This window comes from Streptomyces sp. NPDC048479 (assembly GCF_040651435.1).
Classification (GTDB): Bacteria; Actinomycetota; Actinomycetes; order Streptomycetales; family Streptomycetaceae; genus Streptomyces.
Window position 1 is genome coordinate 64,150 of record NZ_JBEZKA010000003.1, and the last position, 20,682, is coordinate 84,831.

Sequence of the window (20,682 nt, forward strand, 5' to 3'; positions counted from 1 at the left end):
TGAGTGCTGAGTGCTGAGTGCTGAGCGCTGAGCGCGGAGGTCTGAGCGCAGAGGTCTCAAGTCCGGGCGCCGAGATCTGACCGCCGAGGTCTGAAGACACGTGTGGCCGCCGGTTTCGCCGGCGGCCACCCGCGCGTTTCGGGAGGAACGCGGGTCCGGATCAGCTGGAGTCGGCAGCCCCGCCGTCCATCTGCGGGCCGGGTTCCGGTTTGACCAGGCCCTGCGCTGCGGCCCGCACCCCGGCCTGGAAACGGCTGGTGGCGCCGAGTTCATCCATGATGCCCGCCATGTAGCGGCGGCAGGTGCGGGTCGCCATGCCCAGCTTGCGGGCGATGACGTCGTCCTTCAGCCCGGTCGCCATCAGCCGCAGTATGGACGTCTTGATCTCTTCCGAGGTGCTGGTGTATTCGACGTCGCGCGGGTCGTAGGGACTGGCGGAGAGCCACATCTTGTCGTGCATACGCCATAAATGGCCGACGGTGGTCTCATCCGTCACTATCGCGGCTCCCGGCGGGCGACCACCCACCCGCTCCTGGGGAACGAAGGCCGTCGACCGGTCGAAGATGATCAACCGCTCGTAGATCTCCTCGGCCGTGCGCACCTCGGCCCCCAGGGCGGTGACCTTGCGGGTGTAGGTACGGGTGGCCAGGTTGGCGCGTGCGGTGTGCTGGTAGAGGATCCGCATGGTCACGCCCCGTTCCAGCATCGCCGTGTCACGGGCGACGGCCTCGTTGAGCGCCTCGGGGCTGCGTCCACCACCGGGCTGAATGGTGAACGCCTCACTGGTGCAGCTGCGGGTGGCGGCGGCCAGTTCTCGTCGCACTTCCGCCGGGTCCTCGACCAGCCGCACGGTGGGTGCGGTCTGATGCAGCTGCCGGTACTTGACGTAGATCGGGGCGATCGACCGCATCTGCCGGTGGATCTGGGCGAGTTGCTCGCGGCGCTCGCTGATGCCGGCCTCCAGATGGGCGGAGAGTTCGGCTTCGGCCACCTCCGGGTTGGCGGGGACCGGCGGCTGGTCCGTGCCGGGGAAGATCAGCAGTCTCATCTGGGTCAGTACGGTACGAATGCGCACGGCCTCGGCTGCATCGCACGAGAGTTGCTCGGCGATGTCGCTGTCGGTGAAGACGCCCCGCCGTACTGCGTGGTCGTACGCGGCTACACAGGAAGCGTCCAGTTTGGGAGCATTTTGCCGGTTTGATGTCGCCATATGCCCGTTCCGTCCGAGTCCACTAGTGGACTGGCCATCTTAGGACAGCGCTATACCGCCTGCATTCCTTTTGTCGTGGCCTCGCCGATGGCAGAGTTGCGCTCGGGCCCGCGGAATGTCGTCGAGTAATCCGGAATTGGAAGGAAGACGGCACAGGTATGCGCGAACTTGAGATATCAGACCGCCGAATAGCCGATGACACCGAGGCGTACGTCATCGCCGAGATCGGGCACAACCACGAAGGCAGCCTGGAGAAAGCGGAAGAGCTCTTCCGGCTGGCTGCAGCGGCCGGAGCGTCGGCAGCGAAGCTTCAGAAGCGCGACAACAAGGTGTTGTTCACGCGCGAGATGTACAACCAGCCGTACACCGGCCGGAACAGCTACGGCGCCACTTATGGCGCACACCGTGAATTTCTGGAGTTCGGGCGCGACGAGTATCTGCACCTCGCCAAGCTGGCCCAGGAGCTGGGCATCGATTTCTTCTCGACCGCATTCGACATGCCGTCGGTGGATTTCCTGATGGAAATCGATCTCCCGGCGATCAAGATCGCCTCCGCGGACCTCACCAACACCCCCCTTCTCGCCTATGCCGCCAAGACCGGCAAGGCACTGGTCGTCTCCACCGGCGGTGGGACGATGGACGAGGTCAGGCGGGCCGTGGACACGATCCTGCCGATCAACGACCGGCTGGCGCTGCTCCAGTGCACCGCCGTCTACCCGGCCGGCGCCGAGGACCTGCATCTGTCGGTGATCGAGACCTACCGGCGGGAGTTCCCCGACGTGGTGGTCGGCTTCTCTGGCCACGATCTGGGCAACGAGGGGAGCTGCCTGGCGTACGCCGTCGGCGCCAGGGTGATCGAGAAGCACTTCACCCTCGACCAGACCCGTCCCGGCAGCGACCACCACTTCTCCCTCGACCCGCCACTGCTGGCCGATCTGACCGCGTCCCTGGAGCGCACGCGCCGGACGCTCGGTTCGCCGGAGAAGATGTGCAGCGAGCGCGAGGCCCCGGCCGTGCGCAAAATGGGCAAGAAGCTCGTGGCGGTCCGCGATCTGCCGGCCGGCCACACGGTCACCGCCGAGGACGTCATCGCCAGGTCACCGGGCGACGGCATGAAGCCGTACCGGCTCGACGAGGTGCTGGGCCGCACGCTGCGCGAACCGCTGCCGGCCGACGGTGCCTTCGCGCCCGAACTGCTCGACAGAGCCGACACGGCCGCCGGCGTAGGACGGGCGGGCTGACCCCGTGCTGTCCGACCTGACCGGCAGAACCGCTGTGGTCGCCGGGGTGGGCGGCAAGCTCGGCAGGGTGTGGACCAAGGCGTTTCTGCAGGCGGGTTCCGATGTCTTCGGGTTCGACCGGGTCGAACCCGAAGAAGAGGTGCTCAAGGAGTTCACCGAGCACAGCCAGGAGGAGGGAGCCGGCCGGTTCGCCTTCCATTACGGGGACGTCACCGACCGGAGCAGCGTCCAGCGTGCCCTCGACGAGTGCCTCGCCCGGCACGGCCCGCCCAGCATCCTCGTCAACAACGCGGGCATCGACCAGCCGCCGTCCGCCGCATCGGGCAGCTGGCTCTTCGAGGACATCCCGGAGGAGCTCTCCAGCGCTGTTCTGGACGTCAACGCGGCGGGGGTGCTGCGCACCTGCCAGGTGTTCGGCACGGAAATGGCCCGGCGCGGGCGCGGCTCGGTGATCAACATCGGTTCGCTGTACGGAAGCGTGGCGCCGGACCCGCGCTTCTACGACCACATCGAGCTGGATCCGCCGTTCCTCAAGCCGCCCGCCTACGGCATGTCCAAGGCCGGAGTCGCCGCTCTGACCCGCTATCTGGCCACCTTCTGGGGGCCGTCCGGGGTCCGGGTCAACACCTTGTCGCCCGGCGGCGTACTGGGCGGGCAGGACCCGCAGTTCCGCGAGAAGTTCACCGCCCGCGTCCCGCTGCGGCGGATGGCCACCGAGGACGACCTCGTAGGGCCACTGCTGTTCCTCGCCTCCGACATGAGCCGGTACGTCACCGGGACCGAACTCGTCGTCGACGGCGGGTTCGTGTGCTGGTGACCACCCACGACCAACGGAGTCAGCCATGACCACCACCCTGCACTGGGTGCCGGCGGCCGAGTTCGCCCGCGTACGGGAGGGGATCTCCGATCCGTACGACGGCTCGCGTGCTGTGAGCGCACTCAGCCGGATCAACACCCTCTACATGATCATGCGGGCCGGGTCCGGGCACCTGGGCTCCAGTTTCAGTGCCGCCGACATCGTCACGCACCTCCATCTCCACGAGATGCGGCGGCCGTTCGAGGACGACGGTGACGTCTACTTCTCCTCCAAGGGCCATGACGCACCCGGTCTGTACGCGGCGCTCATCGGCCTCGGCGCACTCGACGAGCATCTGGTGCACGGGCTGCGCCGGATCGACGGGCTGCCCGGACACCCCGATGTGCACACCCCGCACATGCCCTTCAACACCGGCTCCCTCGGTATGGGCATCTCCAAGGCCAAGGGCCTGATCCTCGCCGACCGGCTGCACGGCCGGGACCGCCGCATCTACGTGCTGACCGGCGACGGCGAGCTCCAGGAGGGCCAGAACTGGGAGGCGCTCGCCGGAGCCGTACGGCACGGGATGCGCGAACTCACCGTCGTCGTCGACCACAACAAGATCCAGTCCGACACCTGGGTGGCCGACGTCAGTGATCTCGGCGACCTGGAGGCGAAGTTCCGCTCCTTCGGCTGGGGGACGCTGCGCTGCGACGGCAATGACCCGCTCGAGCTGGAGTCCGTCTTCCGCAAGCGTGCGGAGAGCTTCCCCGACGGACCGGCGGTGATCATCGCCGATACGGTCAAGGGCGCCGGCTGCGAGACGTTCGCCGCCACCACGTCCCTGCGGGACGGCGAGTGGATGTACCGCTTCCACAGCGGTGCGCCCTCCGCCGAGGACCACCGTTCCGCGTACGCCCAACTGAGCGCCACGGCGTCCGAGCTGCTGGACCGCCACGGCCTCGGGCCGCTGCGGGTCGAGGACGTGGTCCCCGGTCCCGTACCGGCCGTCGAGGTGGCCGCGAAGCGGCTGCCGCAGGTGTACGGCGAGGCGTTGGTGGAGCTGGCACGCCGGGACGCGCGGGTCGTCGCGCTCGACGCCGACCTGGTCCTGGACACCGGACTCATCCCCTTCTCCGAGGAATTCCCGGACCGCTTCTTCGAATTCGGGATCGCCGAGCAGGACATGGTGTCGGCGGCGGGCGGCCTCGCCGCGGGCGGGCAGTTGCCCTTCGTCCACTCCTTCTCCTGCTTCCTTCACTCGCGGCCCAACGAACAGATCTACAACAACGCGACCGAGGGCCGCAGGGTCGTCTACACCGGCTCCCTCGCCGGTCTGCTCCCGGCCGCACCCGGCCACTCCCACCAGGCGGTACGGGACATCAGCGCCCTCGGCGCCGTACCGGACCTGCTGGTCCTGGAGCCGGCCAACGCGGCCGGGGTCGGGGCCGCCGTCGAGTTCTGCGCCACCGCCGAGGAGAGCGTCTACCTCCGGCTGGTCAGTGCGCCCGTACGGAGCGAGGTGGACGCACTGCCCGCGGCGCCGCTTCGGGCCGGCCACGGCCGGGTGGTACGGGAGGGCGGGCGCACCGTCGCCGTCGGCTCGGGGCCTGTCGTCCTCGCGCAGCTGCTGTACGCGGCCGAACTGCTGACCGCCGACGGCATCGAGCTGACGGTGGTCGAGCTCCCCTGGCTCAACCGGGTCGACCCCGAGTGGCTCGCCGAACTGGCCTCCGGGGCCGACACATTGACCGTCGTCGAGAACCACTACACGCAGGGCGGGCAGGCAGACACTCTCGCCCGCGCCCTGCTGGAGCTGGGCCTGGCCGCGACTCCCCGCTTCCACGGGATCGGCCTCACCCAGGTTCCCCGCTGCGGCACCGAGTCGGAGGCACTCGCCGCGCACGGCCTGGACGCCGCGGCGCTCGCCGCCGCACTCCGTAACGACACCCGCTGACACCGGCTGACACCCGCTGAGACGCGCCGATCCGCGCCGAAATCCGCGCTGAACAGGAGTACGTACTGATGGAAACCGTCTACAACGACCTCGTACGGCCGCCCCAGGAGATCGTGGACGCCTTCCGCGCGGTCCTGGACGAGTACAGCCCCAGCTGCCTCGTGACCGACGCCCGCCGCCGCGTCGGCGCGATCGGCGGCTTCCAAACCGTGCGCCACGAGCACAAGGTCGTCGGCCCCGCCCTCACTGTGAACCTCTCCATCGACGACCTCGTCGACTGCATGCCGGTGCTTGCCCGCGCCCAGCCCGGCGACATCGTCGTCGTCGCCTGCCACGGCACCCCGCTCACCGCCATGTGGGGCGGGCTGATGTCCACCCTCTCGCTGAAGGCCGGGATCGGCGCGGGCATCGTCGACGGCGCCGTGCGTGACGTCGACGAGATCCGCGACCTGGACTTCCCGCTCTGGTACCGCTCCACCGTTCCGCGGCCCTCGCCGACCGCCGTGCACGACCGCACCGAGCCGGTCCAGGTCAACGTCCCCGTCGTGGTCGGCGGCCAGGTCATCAACCCCGGCGACATCCTCGTCGCGGACGAGAACGGCATCGCAGTCGTCCCGCCCGCGCTCGCCGAGGACGTACTGGAGGGCACCCGCCTCAACATCGGCAAGGAGCGCACCATCCGGGAGAAGATCACCTCCGGTGCGACCGTGCTGGAGCTGCTCGAAGAGTTCGGTCACCTGTGATGGGTGCCCCCGCGCGGCTTTATCTGACCGGGGCGGACGGCATGCTGGGCACCGCCCTGGCCGCCGCCCTGGCCGCCGACCCGGTGACCGGCGGCTGGGACGTGCACGGCGTCTCGGTCAAGGACTTCGACATCGCGGACGCGGCCGCGGTCGGCCGCTCCATCGGGGAGTTCCGTCCCGATGTCGTCGTCCACACCGCCGCGCACGCCGTGGTCGACGACTGCGAGCGCGACCCCGCGCTGGCGCTGCGCGTCAACATCGCGGGCGTGCGCAACGTGGCCGACGCGTGCCGGCGCACCGGCAGCCGGCTGGTCCACATCTCCAGCGACTACGTCTTCGACGGGGCCGCCCCGCCGGACGGCGGCTACCTGGAGACCGACCTGCCCAGCCCGCTGAGTGTGTACGGGCTGACCAAGCTGGCCGGCGAGCGCATCTGCGGCCTGCTGGGTGACCGGGCGCTGTCCGTACGCACCTCCTGGCTGTTCGGCGGGGCGGACGAGCGGGTGGACGTGGTGCTGGCCGCACTGCGGCTGGCCGCCTCCGGTGAGCCGGCCGCCCTGGTCGCGGACCAGTACAGCCTGCCGACGTACACCGGGGACCTGGCCCGGGCGCTGGTGTTCCTGCTCACCCGCCCCGAGCCGGTGGCCGGCACCGTCCATGTCGCCAACGCGGGTACGGCCAGCTGGTACGACGTCGGGCTGGCAATGCGCGAACTGCGCCCCGACATGCCGGAGCCGAAGCCGCTGACCATGGCGGAATGCGGTTTCGTCGGCGGCCGGCCGCGCGACTCGTCGCTGTCCACCGAACGGCTGGCCGCCCTGGGGCTGACCCTGCCGCACTGGCGGGACGCCCTGGAACGGTTCTGCGCCCGGCACTGACCCAGAGTCCGAGCCGATCAGAGTCCGAGGGGATCAGAGTCCGAGCGGATCAGAGTCCGAGCGGATCAGAGTCCGAGCAGATCAGAGTCCGAGCAGATCAGAGTCCGAGGAGAGGAATACGGTGCAGCGATCCACCTGGCGCACCTGGTCCGGCACGGTCGGCTGCGCTCCCGCGCAGCTCGTCCGCCCCACCGGCGAGGACGAGATCGTCCAGGCGGTACGGGCCGCCGCAGGCAGCGGACTGACCGTGCGGGCGGCCGGTACCGGCCATTCGTTCAACCGCCTGGCGACCACGCCCGGCGTGCTGCTCGACCTCACCTCGTACTCCGGGGTCGTCGCCGTGGACCGCGCGGCCGGGGAGGTCACGGTCCGCGCCGGCACCCCGATCGGCGTCCTCTGCAGGGAACTCGACCGCCAGGGACTGGCGCTGGAGAACATCGGCACTCTCGCCGAGCAGACCGTCGCGGGCGCACTGTCCACCGGCAACCACGGCACCGGACTGGCCCATCCGCCGCTGTCCGGCCAGGTCACCCGGGTCCGGCTGGTCACCGCCGACGGCGTCGCCCGGGACGTCGGCCCGGGTGACGACCCCGACCTGTGGGGGAGCGTACGGACCGCGCTGGGCACCCTCGGCGTACTCACCACCGTCACACTGCGCTGCGTGCCCGCGTTCAACCTCCGGCTGCGGCTGCACTCCGAGCCGCTGGACGCGCTGCTCGAGCGCTTCACACGCTGGGCGGGGCAGAGCGAGCACCCCAGCCTCAACTGGCTGCCCTGGACCGACCGGGTGAGCGTGCGCTCCATCGACCGCACCGACGAACCGGCCACCCCGCGGGCCCCGTTGCGGCGTTATGCGTCCACCCTCGACGAGGTGCGTTGCGGGATCACCGGGCAGGCCGGCCGGGTCGGCGGCGCGGGCACGGTGCCCTGGCTCACCAGCCGCGTCGGCGGCCTGTGGCCCGACTCCCCGTACATCGACACGAGCCACCGGGTCTTCACCTTCCCGCAGCCGGTGCGGTTCCTCGCCATGGAGCACGCACTGCCGCTGGAGCGCACCGCCGACGCGCTGCGCGCCCTGCGGCCCGTGCTGCGCAGGCTGGGCGCGTACTCCCCGTACTCGGTACTGGTACGGGTCAGTGCGGGCGACGACCTGCCGCTCAGCCTCGCCCACGGACGCGACACCGGCTATATCAACGTCACCGTGCCGCGGACCGCGGGCCAGATCGAGATTCTGCGCGCCGCCGAGCATGTGCTGCGCGAGTACGAGGCCCGCCCGCACTGGGGCAAGGCGCACACGGCGACAGCCGAGGTGCTCGCGCCGCGCTATCCGCGCTGGAAGGACTTCCAGCGGATACGGACGCTGCTCGACCCGGCCGGGGTTTTCTCCAACGAGTACGCGGACAAGGTCCTCGGCCCGGTGCCGGCCGCCGCACGCGACCTGGCACCCGCCGGGGCCGCCCAGTGACGGCGGCCGCGGCACCCGGCGCCGTACTCCTCGACTTCGACGGCCTGATCTGCGACACCGAGAGCGCGGGACACCGCGCCTGGCGGGAGATCTACGCCGAGTGCGGCCTGGAGTTCCCGGACGGGCTGTGGCGTTCCATGGTGGGCCGCGCCGACGGCGAACGGCTCGCCGCCGGCCATCTCGCGGACCTGATCGGCGGCGGGGACACGCCTGCCCTGGTGGCCCGCAGGAAGCAGCGCAAGCTGGACCTGTGCCGGAGCGAGCCGCTGCGGCCGGGGGTACGCGAGCTGCTCGACGCCGCCCGGGACGGCGGGGTGCCGGCCGTCGTGGTCTCCAGCGCGCCGCACGCCTGGGTGGCTCCGCATCTGGACCGGCTCGGGGTGCGGGACCGCTTCGCGTTCCTGGTGACGGGCGATCTGACGGACCGCCACAAGCCGCACCCGGACCTGTACGAACTGGCGTTGAGCCGCCTCGGCTGCCCGCCCGCCCGGGCCGCGGCATTCGAGGACTCGGCGATCGGGGTACGAGCCGCCCGCGCCGCCGGAGTGCGCTGTGTCGCCGTGCCCAACGCGGTCGGCGATCCGGCGGAACTCGTCCATGCCGACGCCGTACTGCCCTCGCTGAGCGACTACGACCTGAACGACTACGACCTGAACGACTACGACCCGAGCCACTACGACGTGACCGGCCTCGACCCGACCCGTTACGACCCGCAGGCGGACGGCGTCCGCACCGAAGGGACACCCGCCGTATGACCACCGCAGCCGCACTGGAGGCCCTGGCCAGCCCGGACGCCTCGAACCCCGAGTGGATCTGGCGCTCCGGCGAGCTCGTGCCCTGGGAGCAGGCCGCAGTCCATGTCAACGCGGTCGGCCATGCCTCGGTCGCCGCCGTCTTCGAAGGCATCAAGGCCTACCTCGCCGCCGACGGGCAGCGGCTGCTGGTCTTCCGGCTCGACGACCATCTGCGCCGGCTCGCCGACTCCGCCCGGCTCTGCCGCCTCTCCCTGCCGTACTCCGCGGCGGAACTGCACCGGGCCGTCGTGGAACTGCTCACCGTCAACGGCTACCGGCAGGACGCCTACCTGCGGCCCTGGGCCTTCCCCGGCGGCATCATCAGGGAACAGATGGTCCCGGCCGACGCGGTATGCGAAGTGATCGTCGACTCCTGGCCGTTCCGCAGCGCCCTGGACACCGAGCGCGGCTGCCGCGCCGCCGTCAGCTCCTGGCTGCGGGTCGGCGAGTCCTCGATGCCACCGCGCGCCAAGGCGTTCTCGAACTACCACAACGGCCGGCTCGCGATGATGGAGGCCAGGGAGAACGGCCACGACTGGCCGGTCATGCTCAACGAGCGGCACAAGGTCAGCGAAGGCGCGGGCGCCTGCCTCGCCCTCGTACGCGACGGAGTCGTCGCCACCCCCTCACTCAGCAGCGGCGTCCTGCCGGGCATCACCCGGGACACCGCGCTCGTCCTGCTGCGCGGTCTCGGCCTGCCGGTCGAGGAGCGCGAGGTGGACCGCAGCGAGCTGTATCTCGCCGACGAGATCTTCTTCATGGGGACGGCGTGGGAGATCCTGCCCGTCACCACCATCGACGGGCTGACGGTCTCCGACGGCACGCCCGGCCCGGTGACCCGCAGGCTCTCCCAGGCGTACGGCCGGCTGATGCGCGGCGAGGACGACCGATTCGCCGAGTGGATCACGGAGGTTCCGCTGTCGTGAAGGCCGTGCTGGTACGGGAGTTCGGCGCGCCCGAGGTGTTGCGCGCCGAGGAGGTGGCAGACCCGCGTCCGGCCTGCGGGGAGCTGCTGGTCGCGGTCGAGGCGGCCGGCGTCAACTTCATCGACGTCTACCGGCGGTCGGGCGCCTACCCCGGTCCACTGCCGTTCGTCCCGGGCGCCGAAGCGGCGGGCGTCGTCATCGCACTCGGACCGGAGACGGACGAAGCTGCCTGCCGCCACCGGGTCGGGGACCGGGTCGCGTGGGCCAACCAGCCCGGCGGCTACGCCGAACTCGCGGTGATCCCCGCCCACCGGGCCGTGCCCGTCCCGGACGGCCTCAGCTGCCGCTCCGCGGCCGCGGTACTGCTGCAGGGCATGACCGCCCACTACCTGACCCACGACACCTACCCCGTGCGCCCCGGCGACACCGTGCTCGTGCACGCGGCCGCGGGCGGGATGGGGCTGCTGCTCACCCAGCTGGCGCGGCTGCGCGGCGGCCGGGTGATCGGCACCGTCTCCACCGCAGAGAAGGAGAAGGCCGCCCGCGCGGCCGGCGCCTGGCAGGTCCTGCGGCACGGCCAGGACGACATCGCCGCGGCCGTACGGGAGCTGACGGACGGAGAGGGGGTCGCCGCGGTGTACGACGGGGTGGGCGCCCCCACCTTCGACGCGAGTCTGGACTCACTGCGGCCCCGCGGCACCCTGGCGGTCTTCGGCCAGGCCGGCGGCCGGGTGCCGCCGGTGGACCTGCAGCGGCTCAACGCCGCTGGCTCGGTGTTCGTCACACGGCCGAATCTCGACCACCACATTGCCACTGCTGGTGAACTGGCTCACCGGGCCGCCGACGTCTTCGGACTCGTCGCCGGCGGCCGGATCGACCTGCACATCGGCGGCAGTTTCCCGCTGGAGCGGGCCAGGGAGGCCCACAGGGCCCTGGAGAGCCGCGCCTCCACCGGGAAGCTGCTCCTCACCACCAGCACCACGAACGGAGACACACCATGAGTGACCAGTCGGCCACCTTCGCCCTCGGCGGCGACCTCCCTGTCCACCGCCTCGGCTTCGGAGCCATGCGGCTCACCGGCGACGGCAACTGGGGCCTGCCCGACGATCCCGAGGGCGCGCTCAAGGTCGCCCGCCGGGCGGTCGAGCTGGGTGTCGAGTTCATCGACACCGCCGACGCCTACGGCCCGGCAACCAACGAGATGCAGCTCGCCGAGGCTCTCCACCCCTACCAGGACGGCCTGGTCATCGCCACCAAGGCGGGCCAGAGCCGGCCGTCCCGGCACGAGTGGAAGCCGCTCGGCCGTCCCGAATACCTGCGCCAGCAGTGCGAGTTGAGCCTGCGGTGGCTGCGCGTGGAGCGCATCGACCTCTTCCAGCTGCACCGGATCGACCCGCAGGTGCCGGCCGCCGACCAGTTCGCCGCCCTCGCCCAGCTCCAGAAGGAGGGCAAGGTCCGCCACCTCGGCCTCTCCGAGGTCACCGTCGAGCAGATCGAGGAGGCCAAGACCTACTTCGACGTGGTCAGCGTGCAGAACATGTTCAACCTGACCGACCGTTCGCACGAGGCCGTACTCGACTACTGCACCCGGGAGAACATCGCCTTCATCCCGTGGCTGCCCATCGCACGCGGCGAGCACGCCGGCCCCGGCAGCCCGGTCGCCGCCATCGCCCGGGAGCTCGGCGCCACCCCCGCCCAGGTGGCGCTCGCCTGGCTGCTGCGCCGCTCGCCCGTGGTGATCCCGATCCCGGGCACCTCCTCCATCGCCCACCTGGAGGAGAACATGCGCGCCGCCGAGATCGAGCTCACCGACGACCAGTTCGCGCGCCTGTCCCAGCTGACCTGACCGGAAGGCAGAAGACCACCGCCATGAGCATCCTCGTACTCCACAAGAAGAACCTCAGCCGCCGCCGTCATCTGGCCAGGGCCCAGCAGTATGCCCACGAGCACGGTGAGCGTCTGCTGCTGGTGATGAAGGACCCCGAGTGGGAGGCGGAGTACGTCGACCGGGTCGTCATCGCCGACACCAGCAGCATCGACGAGACGCTGGCGGCGGTGAAGGCCCTCGCGGCCGAGGAGAGCGAGGCGTTCTCCGCGGTGGTCACCTTCGCCGAGGCGCCCGTGCCCTCGGCCGCCCGGGTGGCGGCCGAGTTCGGGCTGGTCTCGGTGAGCGAGCGGACCGCGCGGCTGGCCCGCGACAAATGGGTCATGCGCGAGGCGTTCGCGGCCGGCGGCGTACCGCAGCCCCGCTACGGCATCGCGCACTCCCTCGACGAGGCCCGCGAGATCGCCCGCCACACCGGCTTCCCGCTGGTGATGAAGCCGGTGCTGGGCACCGGCAGCATGTTCGTACGCAGCGTCGACAACCAGGACGAGCTCGACGAGCACTTCGAGTTCTTCCTCAAGGGCGCCTGGGACGGCTTCACCTACGACCCGCTGCACAGCGCGGCGCACCAGGAGTACGAAGGCGGGCTGCTGCTGGAGGAGTTCGTGCCCGGCGCCGAGATATGCGTCGAGTCGCTCGTCCACGACGGCGCCACCCGCATCCTCGCCATCCACGACAAGCCGCTGCCCACCGGGCCCACCTTCGAAGAGGTGTACGCCTGCACCCCGACCCGGCTCCCGGAAGCGACAGTGCGGGCGGTCGAGGAGGCCACCGTGGCCGTACACCGCGCGCTGGGCATCACCACCGGCGCCACCCATGTGGAGTTCCGGCTGCGCGGTGACGCCGAACCGGTGGTGCTGGAGGCCGCGGCCCGGATGGGCGGCGGCCCCATCTACCGGTCCGTCCTGCTCTCCACCGGCGTCGACATGGTCGAGGCGGTGCTGGACCTCGCGAGCGGGCGGGCGCCGCGCATCGAGCCCAAGGAGCGGGCCACCCCGGTCGGCTTCTGGAACATCTTCCCCGACAGGGCGGGCACGTTCACCGGTGCCGTCGGCCTCGACGAGGTGAGCGCCGACCCACGCGTCGACGAGGTGCAGATCTACAAGACGCCGGGCGACCAGCTGCTCGTACCGCCGCAGACCTTCCAGGGCCACGGCCACCTCATCTTCACCGTGGACACCGAGGACGAACTCGACCCGGCCTTCCGGGAGATGACCACCACCCTTCGACTGGAGACCGAATGACCAGCCCCACCAGCACCAGGCGCCGTATCGCCGTCGTCGGCGGGCACTCCCACTCGGTGATGTCGGCGAAGGATCTCGACCTCGACGTGGTGCTGGTCCATATGCCCGGCATGTACGAGGAGATGCTGCAGGACCACTGCGAGCGCATTGTCCACGCCGACCTGTCCGACGCCGGCGCGCTGCTGGACGTACTGCGCCCGCTGCACGAGGAGCGCCCCTTCGAGCGGGTGCTCACCACCAGCGAGGCCGGGGCCGTCCCCACCGCAGTCGTCGTCGAGCAACTCGGTCTGCCGGGCAACAGCGTGGCCGCGGTACGCGCCCTGTACGACAAGGTGCTCACCCGCGAGGCACTCGCCCGGGCCGGCGTCAGCCCGGTCCGGTACCAGGTCGTCGAGAGCGCGGAGTCCCTCACCGCGTTCCTGGACACCATCGGCGGCCGGATCGTCGTCAAGCCCGTCGACGGCACCGCCAGCGCCGATGTGCACATCCTGGACGACAAGGAGGCGGCGACGGCCGCCTGGGACGCGCTCAGCGCCGCCGGCTACCCCAGGGCGCTCGCCGAGGAGTTCCTTGACGGCCCGGTCATCAGCGTCGAGGCGTTCTCCTTCGGCGGCCGGCATCTGCCGGTCGCTCTGATGACCTCGGTGCTGGACGAGTACCTGGTGGAAATGGAGCACTCCATACCCGGGGCGTACGGCTCCGAGTGGACCGGCGAGCTGCACGCGCAGACCGTCGCCCTGCTCAACGAGGTCGGCCTCCAGGAAGGCCCCACCCACACCGAGTTCATCCTCACCCCGGACGGCCCGCGCATGCTGGAGTCCCACAGCCGCATGGGCGGCGGCGGCACCCCCTCCATCCTGCGGCGCGCCTACGGACTGGACTTCTCCCGGATGTTCCTGTCCGTCCCGCTCTCCATCGAGGAACTGCCCGAGCACGCGCCCCAAGCGGTGGGCGCCGGCCACATCCGCTTCTTCGCGCCCGAGCCCGGCGTGATCACCGGCTTCGACGGGATCGAGCGGCTGACGGAGTCCGGCATCGAGGTGCGGCAGGCGCCGGTCGGTACGAAGCTGCCCGGAGTGCCGGGGCTGGTGGAGCTCTCCGGCGCCGACACAGGGGTGCTGCTGCAGATGAACGTGGGCGACGCCGTGCCCGCGATCCGGGCCGGCTGGGACCGGGCCATGGGATACGTCATCGCCACCGGCAAGGACACGCCGGACGCCGCGCGCCGCTGCGCCGAGGTCGACGAGATCCTCCGCTTCCACACCGCCCCGGCCGCGGACGGAGCGCGGGACGCCTGATGACCACACCGAGGAAGACCGGCAGCAACGACGCGGACACCGCCGACAGCAAGGACGCGGCGGCCGCCGGCAGCGCGGACGCGGAAGCCCCCGACAGCACGGAGACCGTCCCGCTCCTGCGTGACCACGACTTCCGGATGCTGTTCGCGGCGGCCGTGGTCAGCAAGGTCGGCACGCACATCGGCTACATCGCCCTGCCCCTGGTGGCCATCGAGGCACTCGACGCGTCACCGGGCCAGGTCGGCCTGCTGGGCATGCTGTCCACCGTCGCCTTCCTCCTCATCGGGCTGCCGGCCGGGGCCTGGGTGGACCGGATGCGCTACCGCCGGGTCATGATCTTCACTGACCTGGTGCGTACCGCGCTGCTCGCCTCCGTGCCCGCCGCCGCCTGGCTGGACCTGCTCACCATCGAGCAGCTCTACGCGGTGGTGCTGCTGTCCGGCTGCGCCACCGTCTTCTTCGACGTCGGTGCCCAGAGCTATCTCCCCCACCTCGTCGGCAGGGACCGGCTGGTCCAGGCGAACGCGCAGCTGGGCGCCTGGGACGCGGCACTCCAGGTGGGCGGCAGGGGCGGCGGCGGCTTCCTGGTGGGGGCCCTCACCGCGCCGGTCGCGGTGCTCGCCAACGCGTTCGGCTTCCTGTGGTCCGCGCTCTGCCTGACCCGGATCCGCAAGCGGCAGGACAAGCCTTCCCACATACGGAAGAACCTCGCCTCGGAGATCGGGGAAGGTGTCCGGTTCGTCTTCGGCCATGTCGTACTGCGGCCGGTCGCACTGGCCGGGGCCTGCACCAATCTCTCCGTCTTCGCCATCACCACGATGATCCCGGTGCTGTTCCGCGACGAACTGGACCTCTCGGTGTGGACCGTCGGCCTCTTTCTCTCCGTCGGCGGCGTCGGCGTCTTCCTGGGCGCGCTCGCGGCCCGCCGGGTGGGAGAGCGCCTCGGCGCCGGCCGGGCGCCCTGGATCCTCGGTCTGTCCACCGCCCCCTTCGCGCTGGCCGTACCGCTGGTGGTGGACCGTGGCGCGTGGCTCTGGCTCACGGCCGGCTGCTGGCTGCTGGTCACGATCCGCATGGGCGTCGACAACGTGCTGATGGTCAGCTTCCGCCAGCGCGTCACCCCGGACGCGCTGCTGGGCCGGATGAACGCCACCATGCGCTTCCTGTTCACCGGGGCGCTGGCGATCGGTGCGGCGCTCGCCGCGCTCATCGGCGAGTACGTCTCCGTACGTGCCGCCCTGGGGACCGGGGCCGTGGGCCTGGCCGTCGCCTGGCTGCCGGTGTTCCTCTCCCCGCTGCGCACGATGCGCGAACTGCCCTCCGAATAGACCGCACGGCATCAGCACCGCATCAGCACCGCACTGCACCGCACAAGCCGCACTCCACCCAGACCGCCAAGCCCGAAGGGGGGACGTGTCATGTCCGAGCGCGTCACCGAGACCTACAACCAGCAGTGCCTGAACGGGAAGACCGGGCTGCTCCACGCGATGGCCCGCGCCGAGTTCCCGCCGCTGTTCCACGAGTCCTGCGGCCACCGGCTGCTGCCCCGGCCGTTCTTCATCGACGAGCCGCAGATGCGCGGCTTCGCCGCCGACATACGGTCGATCTTCGACCTCCTCACCCAGCTCCCGGACCGCCTCTTCGGCGGCGACCTCGACGCGTACTGCAAGGCCCTGGGAATACCGGAGCGGCAGGCCGCCCTGATGTGTCGCTTCTCGGACGGCGAGCCCGTCCCGTACGGCCGCGCCGACATCTACCACGACGGCACCTCCTTCAAGCTGCTGGAGTTCAACGTCGGCAGCGAACTCGGCGGAGCCGACCGGGCAGAGATCCAGCGGGCACTCCTCGACGTCCCGGACTTCCGGGACTTCGCCGAGGAACAGCGGCTGACCTACGTACACACCGGCGAGCGGATCGCCGCCGCCCTGCGCACCGCCGCAGCCCCGCTGACCGACGGGGCGGACCCAGTGGTCGCGCTCGTCGAAGGGGACGGCGGCCTCGCCCCGTACCTGCATCTGGTCCGCTCCTTCCAGGAGATGATGCAGCGCCTGGGGATCGACCTGCGGGTCGGCGAGGTCAGCCAGATCCGTGAGCAGAACGGCCGACTACTGCTCGACGGCACTCCCGTCGATGTGGTGCTGCGCTACTTCTCCGCGGCCCAGACCGTCCGGACCCCCGGCGGCGAGGAGTCGATCGAGCCGATCCTGCGCGCCCACGAGGAGGGCCGGGTGGTGCTGTTCACCACCTTCCAGAGCTCTCTGTACGCCAACAAGGGCTGCCTCGCGCTGCTGTCCGACGAACGCGGCCGGGAGGCGTTCACCGCCGCGGAGCAGGACCTGGTCGACCGGGTGCTGCCCTGGACCCGGGAGCTGACCCCCGCGCTGGTCGAGCACTGCCGCGAGCACCGGGAGCAGCTGATCGTCAAACCCCGTGCGGACTTCGCCGGCTCCGGCATTCACGTCGGCTGGGAGCTCACCGACCTCGAATGGCGCCAGGTGCTCGACGAGACCGCGGGCCGCGGCTTCATCGCCCAGGAGCGGGTGGTGCCGCGGCGCGAGCCCGTGGTCTCCCCCGAGACCGGCCGCACCGAGGACTGGATGGCCGCCTGGGACGTGTTTCTGACTCCCGACGGATACGCGGGCTCACACATCCGCGCCCTGCCGTACGGAGAGGGAGCCGTGGTGGGGATGGGAGCCAACCCCGCCTGCCGGACCAGTGGCCCGTTCCTCGTGCCGGCGTGATCCCGTTCGTCCTCGGCCGCCTGCGCGTCCCGCGTGCCCTTGTGTACCGCCGGGTGCATACATCACCCATGCCGCCACGCAACTCCGGACGTGGCCGGCTCCGGTCACTGCCGGGCTCTGCTCAACCGCGCCTTGCCATTTCATAGGGCCGTCATTGGACCGTCCGGGTGGTGTTCATCCGAAGAACTGCACAGCGGTGGCGTCGCTCCCCCACTTCTCGAGATGCGTACACATCATGAGAAAGGTATGTAGATCGCTCAACCCGAAAGCGAGGGGTCATGGCCGCCTTCAAGGTCAAGAATCTGTGGACCGCATTCATTGCCGCGCTCTTTGCGCTGCTCGCCTCGATGGGGCTGACCACCGCGGCCACCGCCGCGCAGGGGGCCGCCCTGCAGACGCCGGACCAGCCGGCCCTGCCGAGCCTGCCGAAGCAGGTGCCCGCACGAGCCCTCCGGGCGACATTGCCGGCGCCGAATACGCGATGGAGCCCCACGGCACGCGACAGGTCGCTGCCGCCCACGATCAAGCAGCGTATTCACGCCGAAGCCCATGGCTCCTCGCCCGTCACACGGCATCTGCAAGGGATCGACGCCGACAGTGCCTACGGCTCACTGAGCTTCGCCCCCGCACCACGGTCCGCATCAGGGTCTGCACCCGCCTCCGGGTCCGCCCCCGCCCCCGTCGCGGAACCGGCGCTCGCCGCGGCATGAGGCGCCGGGAGCACTCACGTCTCCCGGCGCCACAGGCCACAAGGGCGGTACCCGGTCAGCGGCGATCGTCGCGATCCGAACCCTCCGCATCATCCTGCTTAGCCTGCACCTCAGGGTCGAGATCATCCTGTCCACTGCCGTCGACGGACGCCAGCGGGGCGCGGTCGGAGACCTCCGTGGCAGCGGGCGGTTCCACCAGCCAATCGGGATTGGCCTGCTTGTCCCACCACTTCCAAGCGGCGAAAGCTCCGCCGACCACCGCGCCGATGATTGCGGCACCCTTGGCGAGGCGTCCGGCCTTGGACCGCCGTTCGTGCTTCCTCACCAGCTTCTGAATCTCCTTGGCCGTCACCTGTCCGCGCAGTGCGGCCAGCGCGGCAGCCGAGCGGGCCGCAGCCTCTTCTCGTACGGGCTGAGCGACCGCCACCGCGTGCTCGACACGCGGAACGGTGTAGTCCGCCGCCTGACGAGCGGCCTTCCGGGCCTTGGTCGCGGCTCGGTGCGCGGCCTTGTCCACTTTCGGTGGCACATGCGGCGCGACACGTACGTAGTACTGAACACGGGCCTGATCAGCGGCCTTCGAGACTTTGGGCGCGAGCCGTGCGCCGGCCTCGTGCGCATAATGCGCGGCGTGCTCCTTGGCCGTCCCGGCGTAGGGCGCCACCACTTCCGCGGCGTGCTGCACGCTCTCCTTCGCCGTACCGGTCGCGGCGCGCACGCTGTCCATGCGGGTCACGGGATCCTCCTCGTCGGTGGCGTTCTGGGGTCTGGGGTTTATCCCCAGTTCGGCACAGTTTCGCCTTTCCACCCGTTTGAAAATCATGCCTGTTGAGTGCCGCCCCGGCATGTGGGGCGGGCATCCGGGTCATGTCGGGAGCTTTGTGGACGACAATGCCACGGTTCGCCTCACAACGCGCCGCTCCGGCGGCGACTCGGCGGCTTTTATCCGTAGGCGTCTCTCGCGTGCGAGGATCGTTGGACGTCAGAGAAGACTTACGGAAGGCAGATCGTGGCCGAGCAGCTGTACGCCACCTTGAAGACCAACCAAGGCGACATCGAGATCCGGCTTCTGCCGAACCACGCGCCCAAGACGGTCAAGAACTTTGTCGAGCTCGCCCAGGGCGAGCGTGAGTGGACCCACCCGGCGACGGGCAAGAAGTCCACGGACAAGCTGTACGACGGTACGGTCTTCCACCGTGTGATCAGCGGCTTCATGATCCAGGGCGGTGACCCGCTGGGCAACGGCACCGGCGGCCCGGGCTACGAGTTCCAGGACGAGTTCCACCCCGACCTCGCCTTCGACAAGCCGTACCTGCTCGCCATGGCCAACGCCGGCCCGGCCACCAACGGCTCGCAGTTCTTCATCACCGTGTCGCCCACCGCCTGGCTGACCCGCAAGCACACCATCTTCGGTGAGGTCAGCAACGACGCGGGCAAGAAGGTCGTGGACGCCATCGTCGGCGCCCAGACCAACCCGCGCACCGACCGCCCGCTCAACGACGTCGTGATCGAGTCGGTCGTCGTCGAGATCCGCCAGGGCTGATCACCGGGGCTTGGTCCCCGGGTGCGGTCCCAGGCGGGGTCCCGGGCTCGGTTCTGCGCTGATCCTGTGTGTGAACCCGTGCCTGCCCCCGGGGAACCAATTCGCCCCGTCCGTCCGTAAGGATGGACGGGGCGGTGTGTTGAGCTAGGAGATTGAGGGGACCTCATGGACCAGGCGCCAGGTAGTCCACAGGAGCCACAGGAACCGCAGGCCGAACACGGCCTGCCGAGCTGCTACCGGCATCCGGGCCGCGAGACCGGCATCCGCTGCACCCGCTGCGAGCGGCCGATCTGCACGGACTGCATGGTCAGCGCCTCGGTCGGATTCCAGTGTCCCGAATGCATCCGTACCGGATCCGGTACGGGACACGGCCCGACGGCGAACCAGCCGCGCACGCTCGCCGGCGGTGCGGTGGCGGCCCACCCCCACCTCGTCACCAAGATCCTGCTGGTCATCAATATCGCGGTGTTCATCGCCGCGGCGGCCAGCGACCGCGTGGTCAACGATCTGGCTCTGATCGCACAGTGGCCGCCGACGCCGTTCGTCCCGGTGGACGGTGTCGCCGAGGGCCAGTGGTACCGGCTCTTCACCTCGATGTTCCTGCACCAGGAGGTGTGGCACATCGCCTTCAACATGCTGGGCCTGTGGTGGCTCGGCGGCCCTCTGGAGCAGGCGCTGGGCCGGGTCCGCTACCTCGCGCTCTACCTGCTCTCCGGACTGGCCGGCAGCGCCCTCACATATCTGATCGCGTCCCCGAACCAGGCCTCTCTGGGTGCCTCCGGCGCCATCTTCGGGCTGCTGGGCGCCACCGCCGTACTGATGCGCCGCCTCAACTACGACATGCGGCCGGTCATCGCGCTGCTCGCGCTGAACCTGCTCTTCACCTTCACCTGGTCGGGCATCGCCAAGGAGGCGCACATCGGCGGCCTGATCGCGGGCATCGTCATCGCCTTCGGCCTGGTGCACGCCCCCCGCGAGCACCGGAACCTGGTGCAGTTCGGGACCTGTGCCGTGGTCTTCCTGGCGATCGTCGTGACCGTGCTGGTGAGGACCGCTTCGCTCACCTGAGCGAGACCTTTCCCCAAGGTTGTCCACAGCGTGTGTCGGATCTTGTGCACGCTGTGGGGAACAAGCGTGCCCCTTGTCGCTGAGCTGGGCTTTTCCCAGCAGGGACAAGGGGCGGGTCGCTTCACCAACATGGCCGATGCAGTCACACCGGCGTCAATGCTGTGAGAGTTATCCACAGATCGT

General features: G+C 70.3%; 19 protein-coding genes. 17 read left to right on the forward strand and 2 right to left on the reverse strand.

Annotated features, from left to right (window positions below; all coding sequences use genetic code 11):
• Positions 1 to 160: 160 nt before the first annotated feature.
• The gene (locus tag AB0D12_RS05550) at positions 161 to 1,210 is read right to left on the reverse strand and encodes a LuxR C-terminal-related transcriptional regulator (protein ID WP_362677385.1); all 1,050 of its coding nucleotides are present in this window, start codon (positions 1,208 to 1,210) and stop codon (positions 161 to 163) included.
• A 158-nt stretch (positions 1,211 to 1,368) separates the two neighbouring features.
• Between AB0D12_RS05550 and AB0D12_RS05555 the strand changes: the two genes are divergently transcribed.
• The 15 genes from AB0D12_RS05555 to AB0D12_RS05625 all read left to right on the forward strand — a co-directional run bounded on the left by AB0D12_RS05555 (position 1,369) and on the right by AB0D12_RS05625 (position 17,888).
• Complete coding sequence (locus AB0D12_RS05555) at positions 1,369 to 2,451, forward strand: N-acetylneuraminate synthase family protein (protein ID WP_362677387.1); 1,083 nt, start codon at positions 1,369 to 1,371, stop codon at positions 2,449 to 2,451.
• A 4-nt stretch (positions 2,452 to 2,455) separates the two neighbouring features.
• Complete coding sequence (locus tag AB0D12_RS05560) at positions 2,456 to 3,268, forward strand: SDR family oxidoreductase (protein ID WP_362677389.1); 813 nt, start codon at positions 2,456 to 2,458, stop codon at positions 3,266 to 3,268.
• A gap of 25 nt (positions 3,269 to 3,293) precedes the next feature.
• The gene (locus AB0D12_RS05565) at positions 3,294 to 5,204 is read left to right on the forward strand and encodes a transketolase C-terminal domain-containing protein (RefSeq protein WP_362677391.1); all 1,911 of its coding nucleotides are present in this window, start codon (positions 3,294 to 3,296) and stop codon (positions 5,202 to 5,204) included.
• 68 nt (positions 5,205 to 5,272) lie between these two features.
• Positions 5,273 to 5,947: an RraA family protein gene (locus AB0D12_RS05570; protein WP_362677393.1), complete on the forward strand. Its 675-nt coding sequence runs from the start codon at positions 5,273 to 5,275 to the stop codon at positions 5,945 to 5,947.
• Positions 5,947 to 6,825 (forward strand): dTDP-4-dehydrorhamnose reductase, encoded by an 879-nt coding sequence (gene rfbD, locus AB0D12_RS05575; protein WP_362677395.1) that lies wholly within the window; start codon positions 5,947 to 5,949, stop codon positions 6,823 to 6,825. Before AB0D12_RS05570 ends, rfbD begins: the two co-directional genes overlap by 1 nt.
• 121 nt (positions 6,826 to 6,946) lie before the next feature.
• Positions 6,947 to 8,290, forward strand: a complete 1,344-nt coding sequence (locus AB0D12_RS05580; RefSeq protein ID WP_362677397.1) for a D-arabinono-1,4-lactone oxidase — start codon at positions 6,947 to 6,949, stop codon at positions 8,288 to 8,290.
• Positions 8,287 to 9,045 carry an HAD-IA family hydrolase gene (locus AB0D12_RS05585; RefSeq protein WP_362677399.1) on the forward strand — a complete coding sequence of 253 codons (759 nt, stop codon included), beginning with the start codon at positions 8,287 to 8,289 and terminating at the stop codon, positions 9,043 to 9,045. Before AB0D12_RS05580 ends, AB0D12_RS05585 begins: the two co-directional genes overlap by 4 nt.
• Complete coding sequence (locus AB0D12_RS05590) at positions 9,042 to 10,010, forward strand: branched-chain amino acid transaminase (protein WP_362677401.1); 969 nt, start codon at positions 9,042 to 9,044, stop codon at positions 10,008 to 10,010. Before AB0D12_RS05585 ends, AB0D12_RS05590 begins: the two co-directional genes overlap by 4 nt.
• The gene (locus tag AB0D12_RS05595; RefSeq protein ID WP_362677403.1) at positions 10,007 to 11,011 is read left to right on the forward strand and encodes a quinone oxidoreductase; all 1,005 of its coding nucleotides are present in this window, start codon (positions 10,007 to 10,009) and stop codon (positions 11,009 to 11,011) included. The genes AB0D12_RS05590 and AB0D12_RS05595 overlap by 4 nt, the downstream gene beginning before the upstream one ends.
• The gene (locus AB0D12_RS05600; protein WP_362677405.1) at positions 11,008 to 11,856 is read left to right on the forward strand and encodes an aldo/keto reductase; all 849 of its coding nucleotides are present in this window, start codon (positions 11,008 to 11,010) and stop codon (positions 11,854 to 11,856) included. The genes AB0D12_RS05595 and AB0D12_RS05600 overlap by 4 nt, the downstream gene beginning before the upstream one ends.
• Before the next feature lie 23 nt (positions 11,857 to 11,879).
• Entirely contained in the window at positions 11,880 to 13,139 is a 1,260-nt protein-coding gene (locus AB0D12_RS05605; protein ID WP_362677407.1) for an ATP-grasp domain-containing protein, read from the forward strand.
• Positions 13,136 to 14,437 (forward strand): ATP-grasp domain-containing protein, encoded by a 1,302-nt coding sequence (locus tag AB0D12_RS05610; protein ID WP_362677409.1) that lies wholly within the window; start codon positions 13,136 to 13,138, stop codon positions 14,435 to 14,437. Before AB0D12_RS05605 ends, AB0D12_RS05610 begins: the two co-directional genes overlap by 4 nt.
• Complete coding sequence (locus tag AB0D12_RS05615; protein WP_362677410.1) at positions 14,437 to 15,765, forward strand: MFS transporter; 1,329 nt, start codon at positions 14,437 to 14,439, stop codon at positions 15,763 to 15,765. The genes AB0D12_RS05610 and AB0D12_RS05615 overlap by 1 nt, the downstream gene beginning before the upstream one ends.
• A gap of 90 nt (positions 15,766 to 15,855) precedes the next feature.
• On the forward strand, positions 15,856 to 17,178 hold the full coding sequence (locus AB0D12_RS05620) for a hypothetical protein (protein ID WP_362677412.1): 1,323 nt from the start codon (positions 15,856 to 15,858) through the stop codon (positions 17,176 to 17,178).
• Between the two features lie 278 nt (positions 17,179 to 17,456).
• Positions 17,457 to 17,888, forward strand: coding sequence for a DUF6344 domain-containing protein (locus AB0D12_RS05625; protein WP_362677414.1), 432 nt, complete (start codon positions 17,457 to 17,459; stop codon positions 17,886 to 17,888).
• A 55-nt stretch (positions 17,889 to 17,943) separates the two neighbouring features.
• On the opposite strand, the gene AB0D12_RS05630 is transcribed toward AB0D12_RS05625, so the two are convergent.
• Positions 17,944 to 18,624, reverse strand: a complete 681-nt coding sequence (locus tag AB0D12_RS05630) for a DUF5324 family protein (RefSeq protein WP_362677416.1) — start codon at positions 18,622 to 18,624, stop codon at positions 17,944 to 17,946.
• Positions 18,625 to 18,897: 273 nt separating this feature from the next.
• Here AB0D12_RS05630 and AB0D12_RS05635 point away from each other — a divergent pair, with 273 nt between their 5' ends.
• A complete protein-coding gene (locus AB0D12_RS05635) occupies positions 18,898 to 19,431 on the forward strand; it encodes a peptidylprolyl isomerase (protein ID WP_362677417.1) in 534 nt (177 codons plus the stop codon).
• Between the two features lie 165 nt (positions 19,432 to 19,596).
• Positions 19,597 to 20,499: a rhomboid family intramembrane serine protease gene (locus AB0D12_RS05640; protein WP_362677419.1), complete on the forward strand. Its 903-nt coding sequence runs from the start codon at positions 19,597 to 19,599 to the stop codon at positions 20,497 to 20,499.
• Positions 20,500 to 20,682 lie beyond the last annotated feature (183 nt).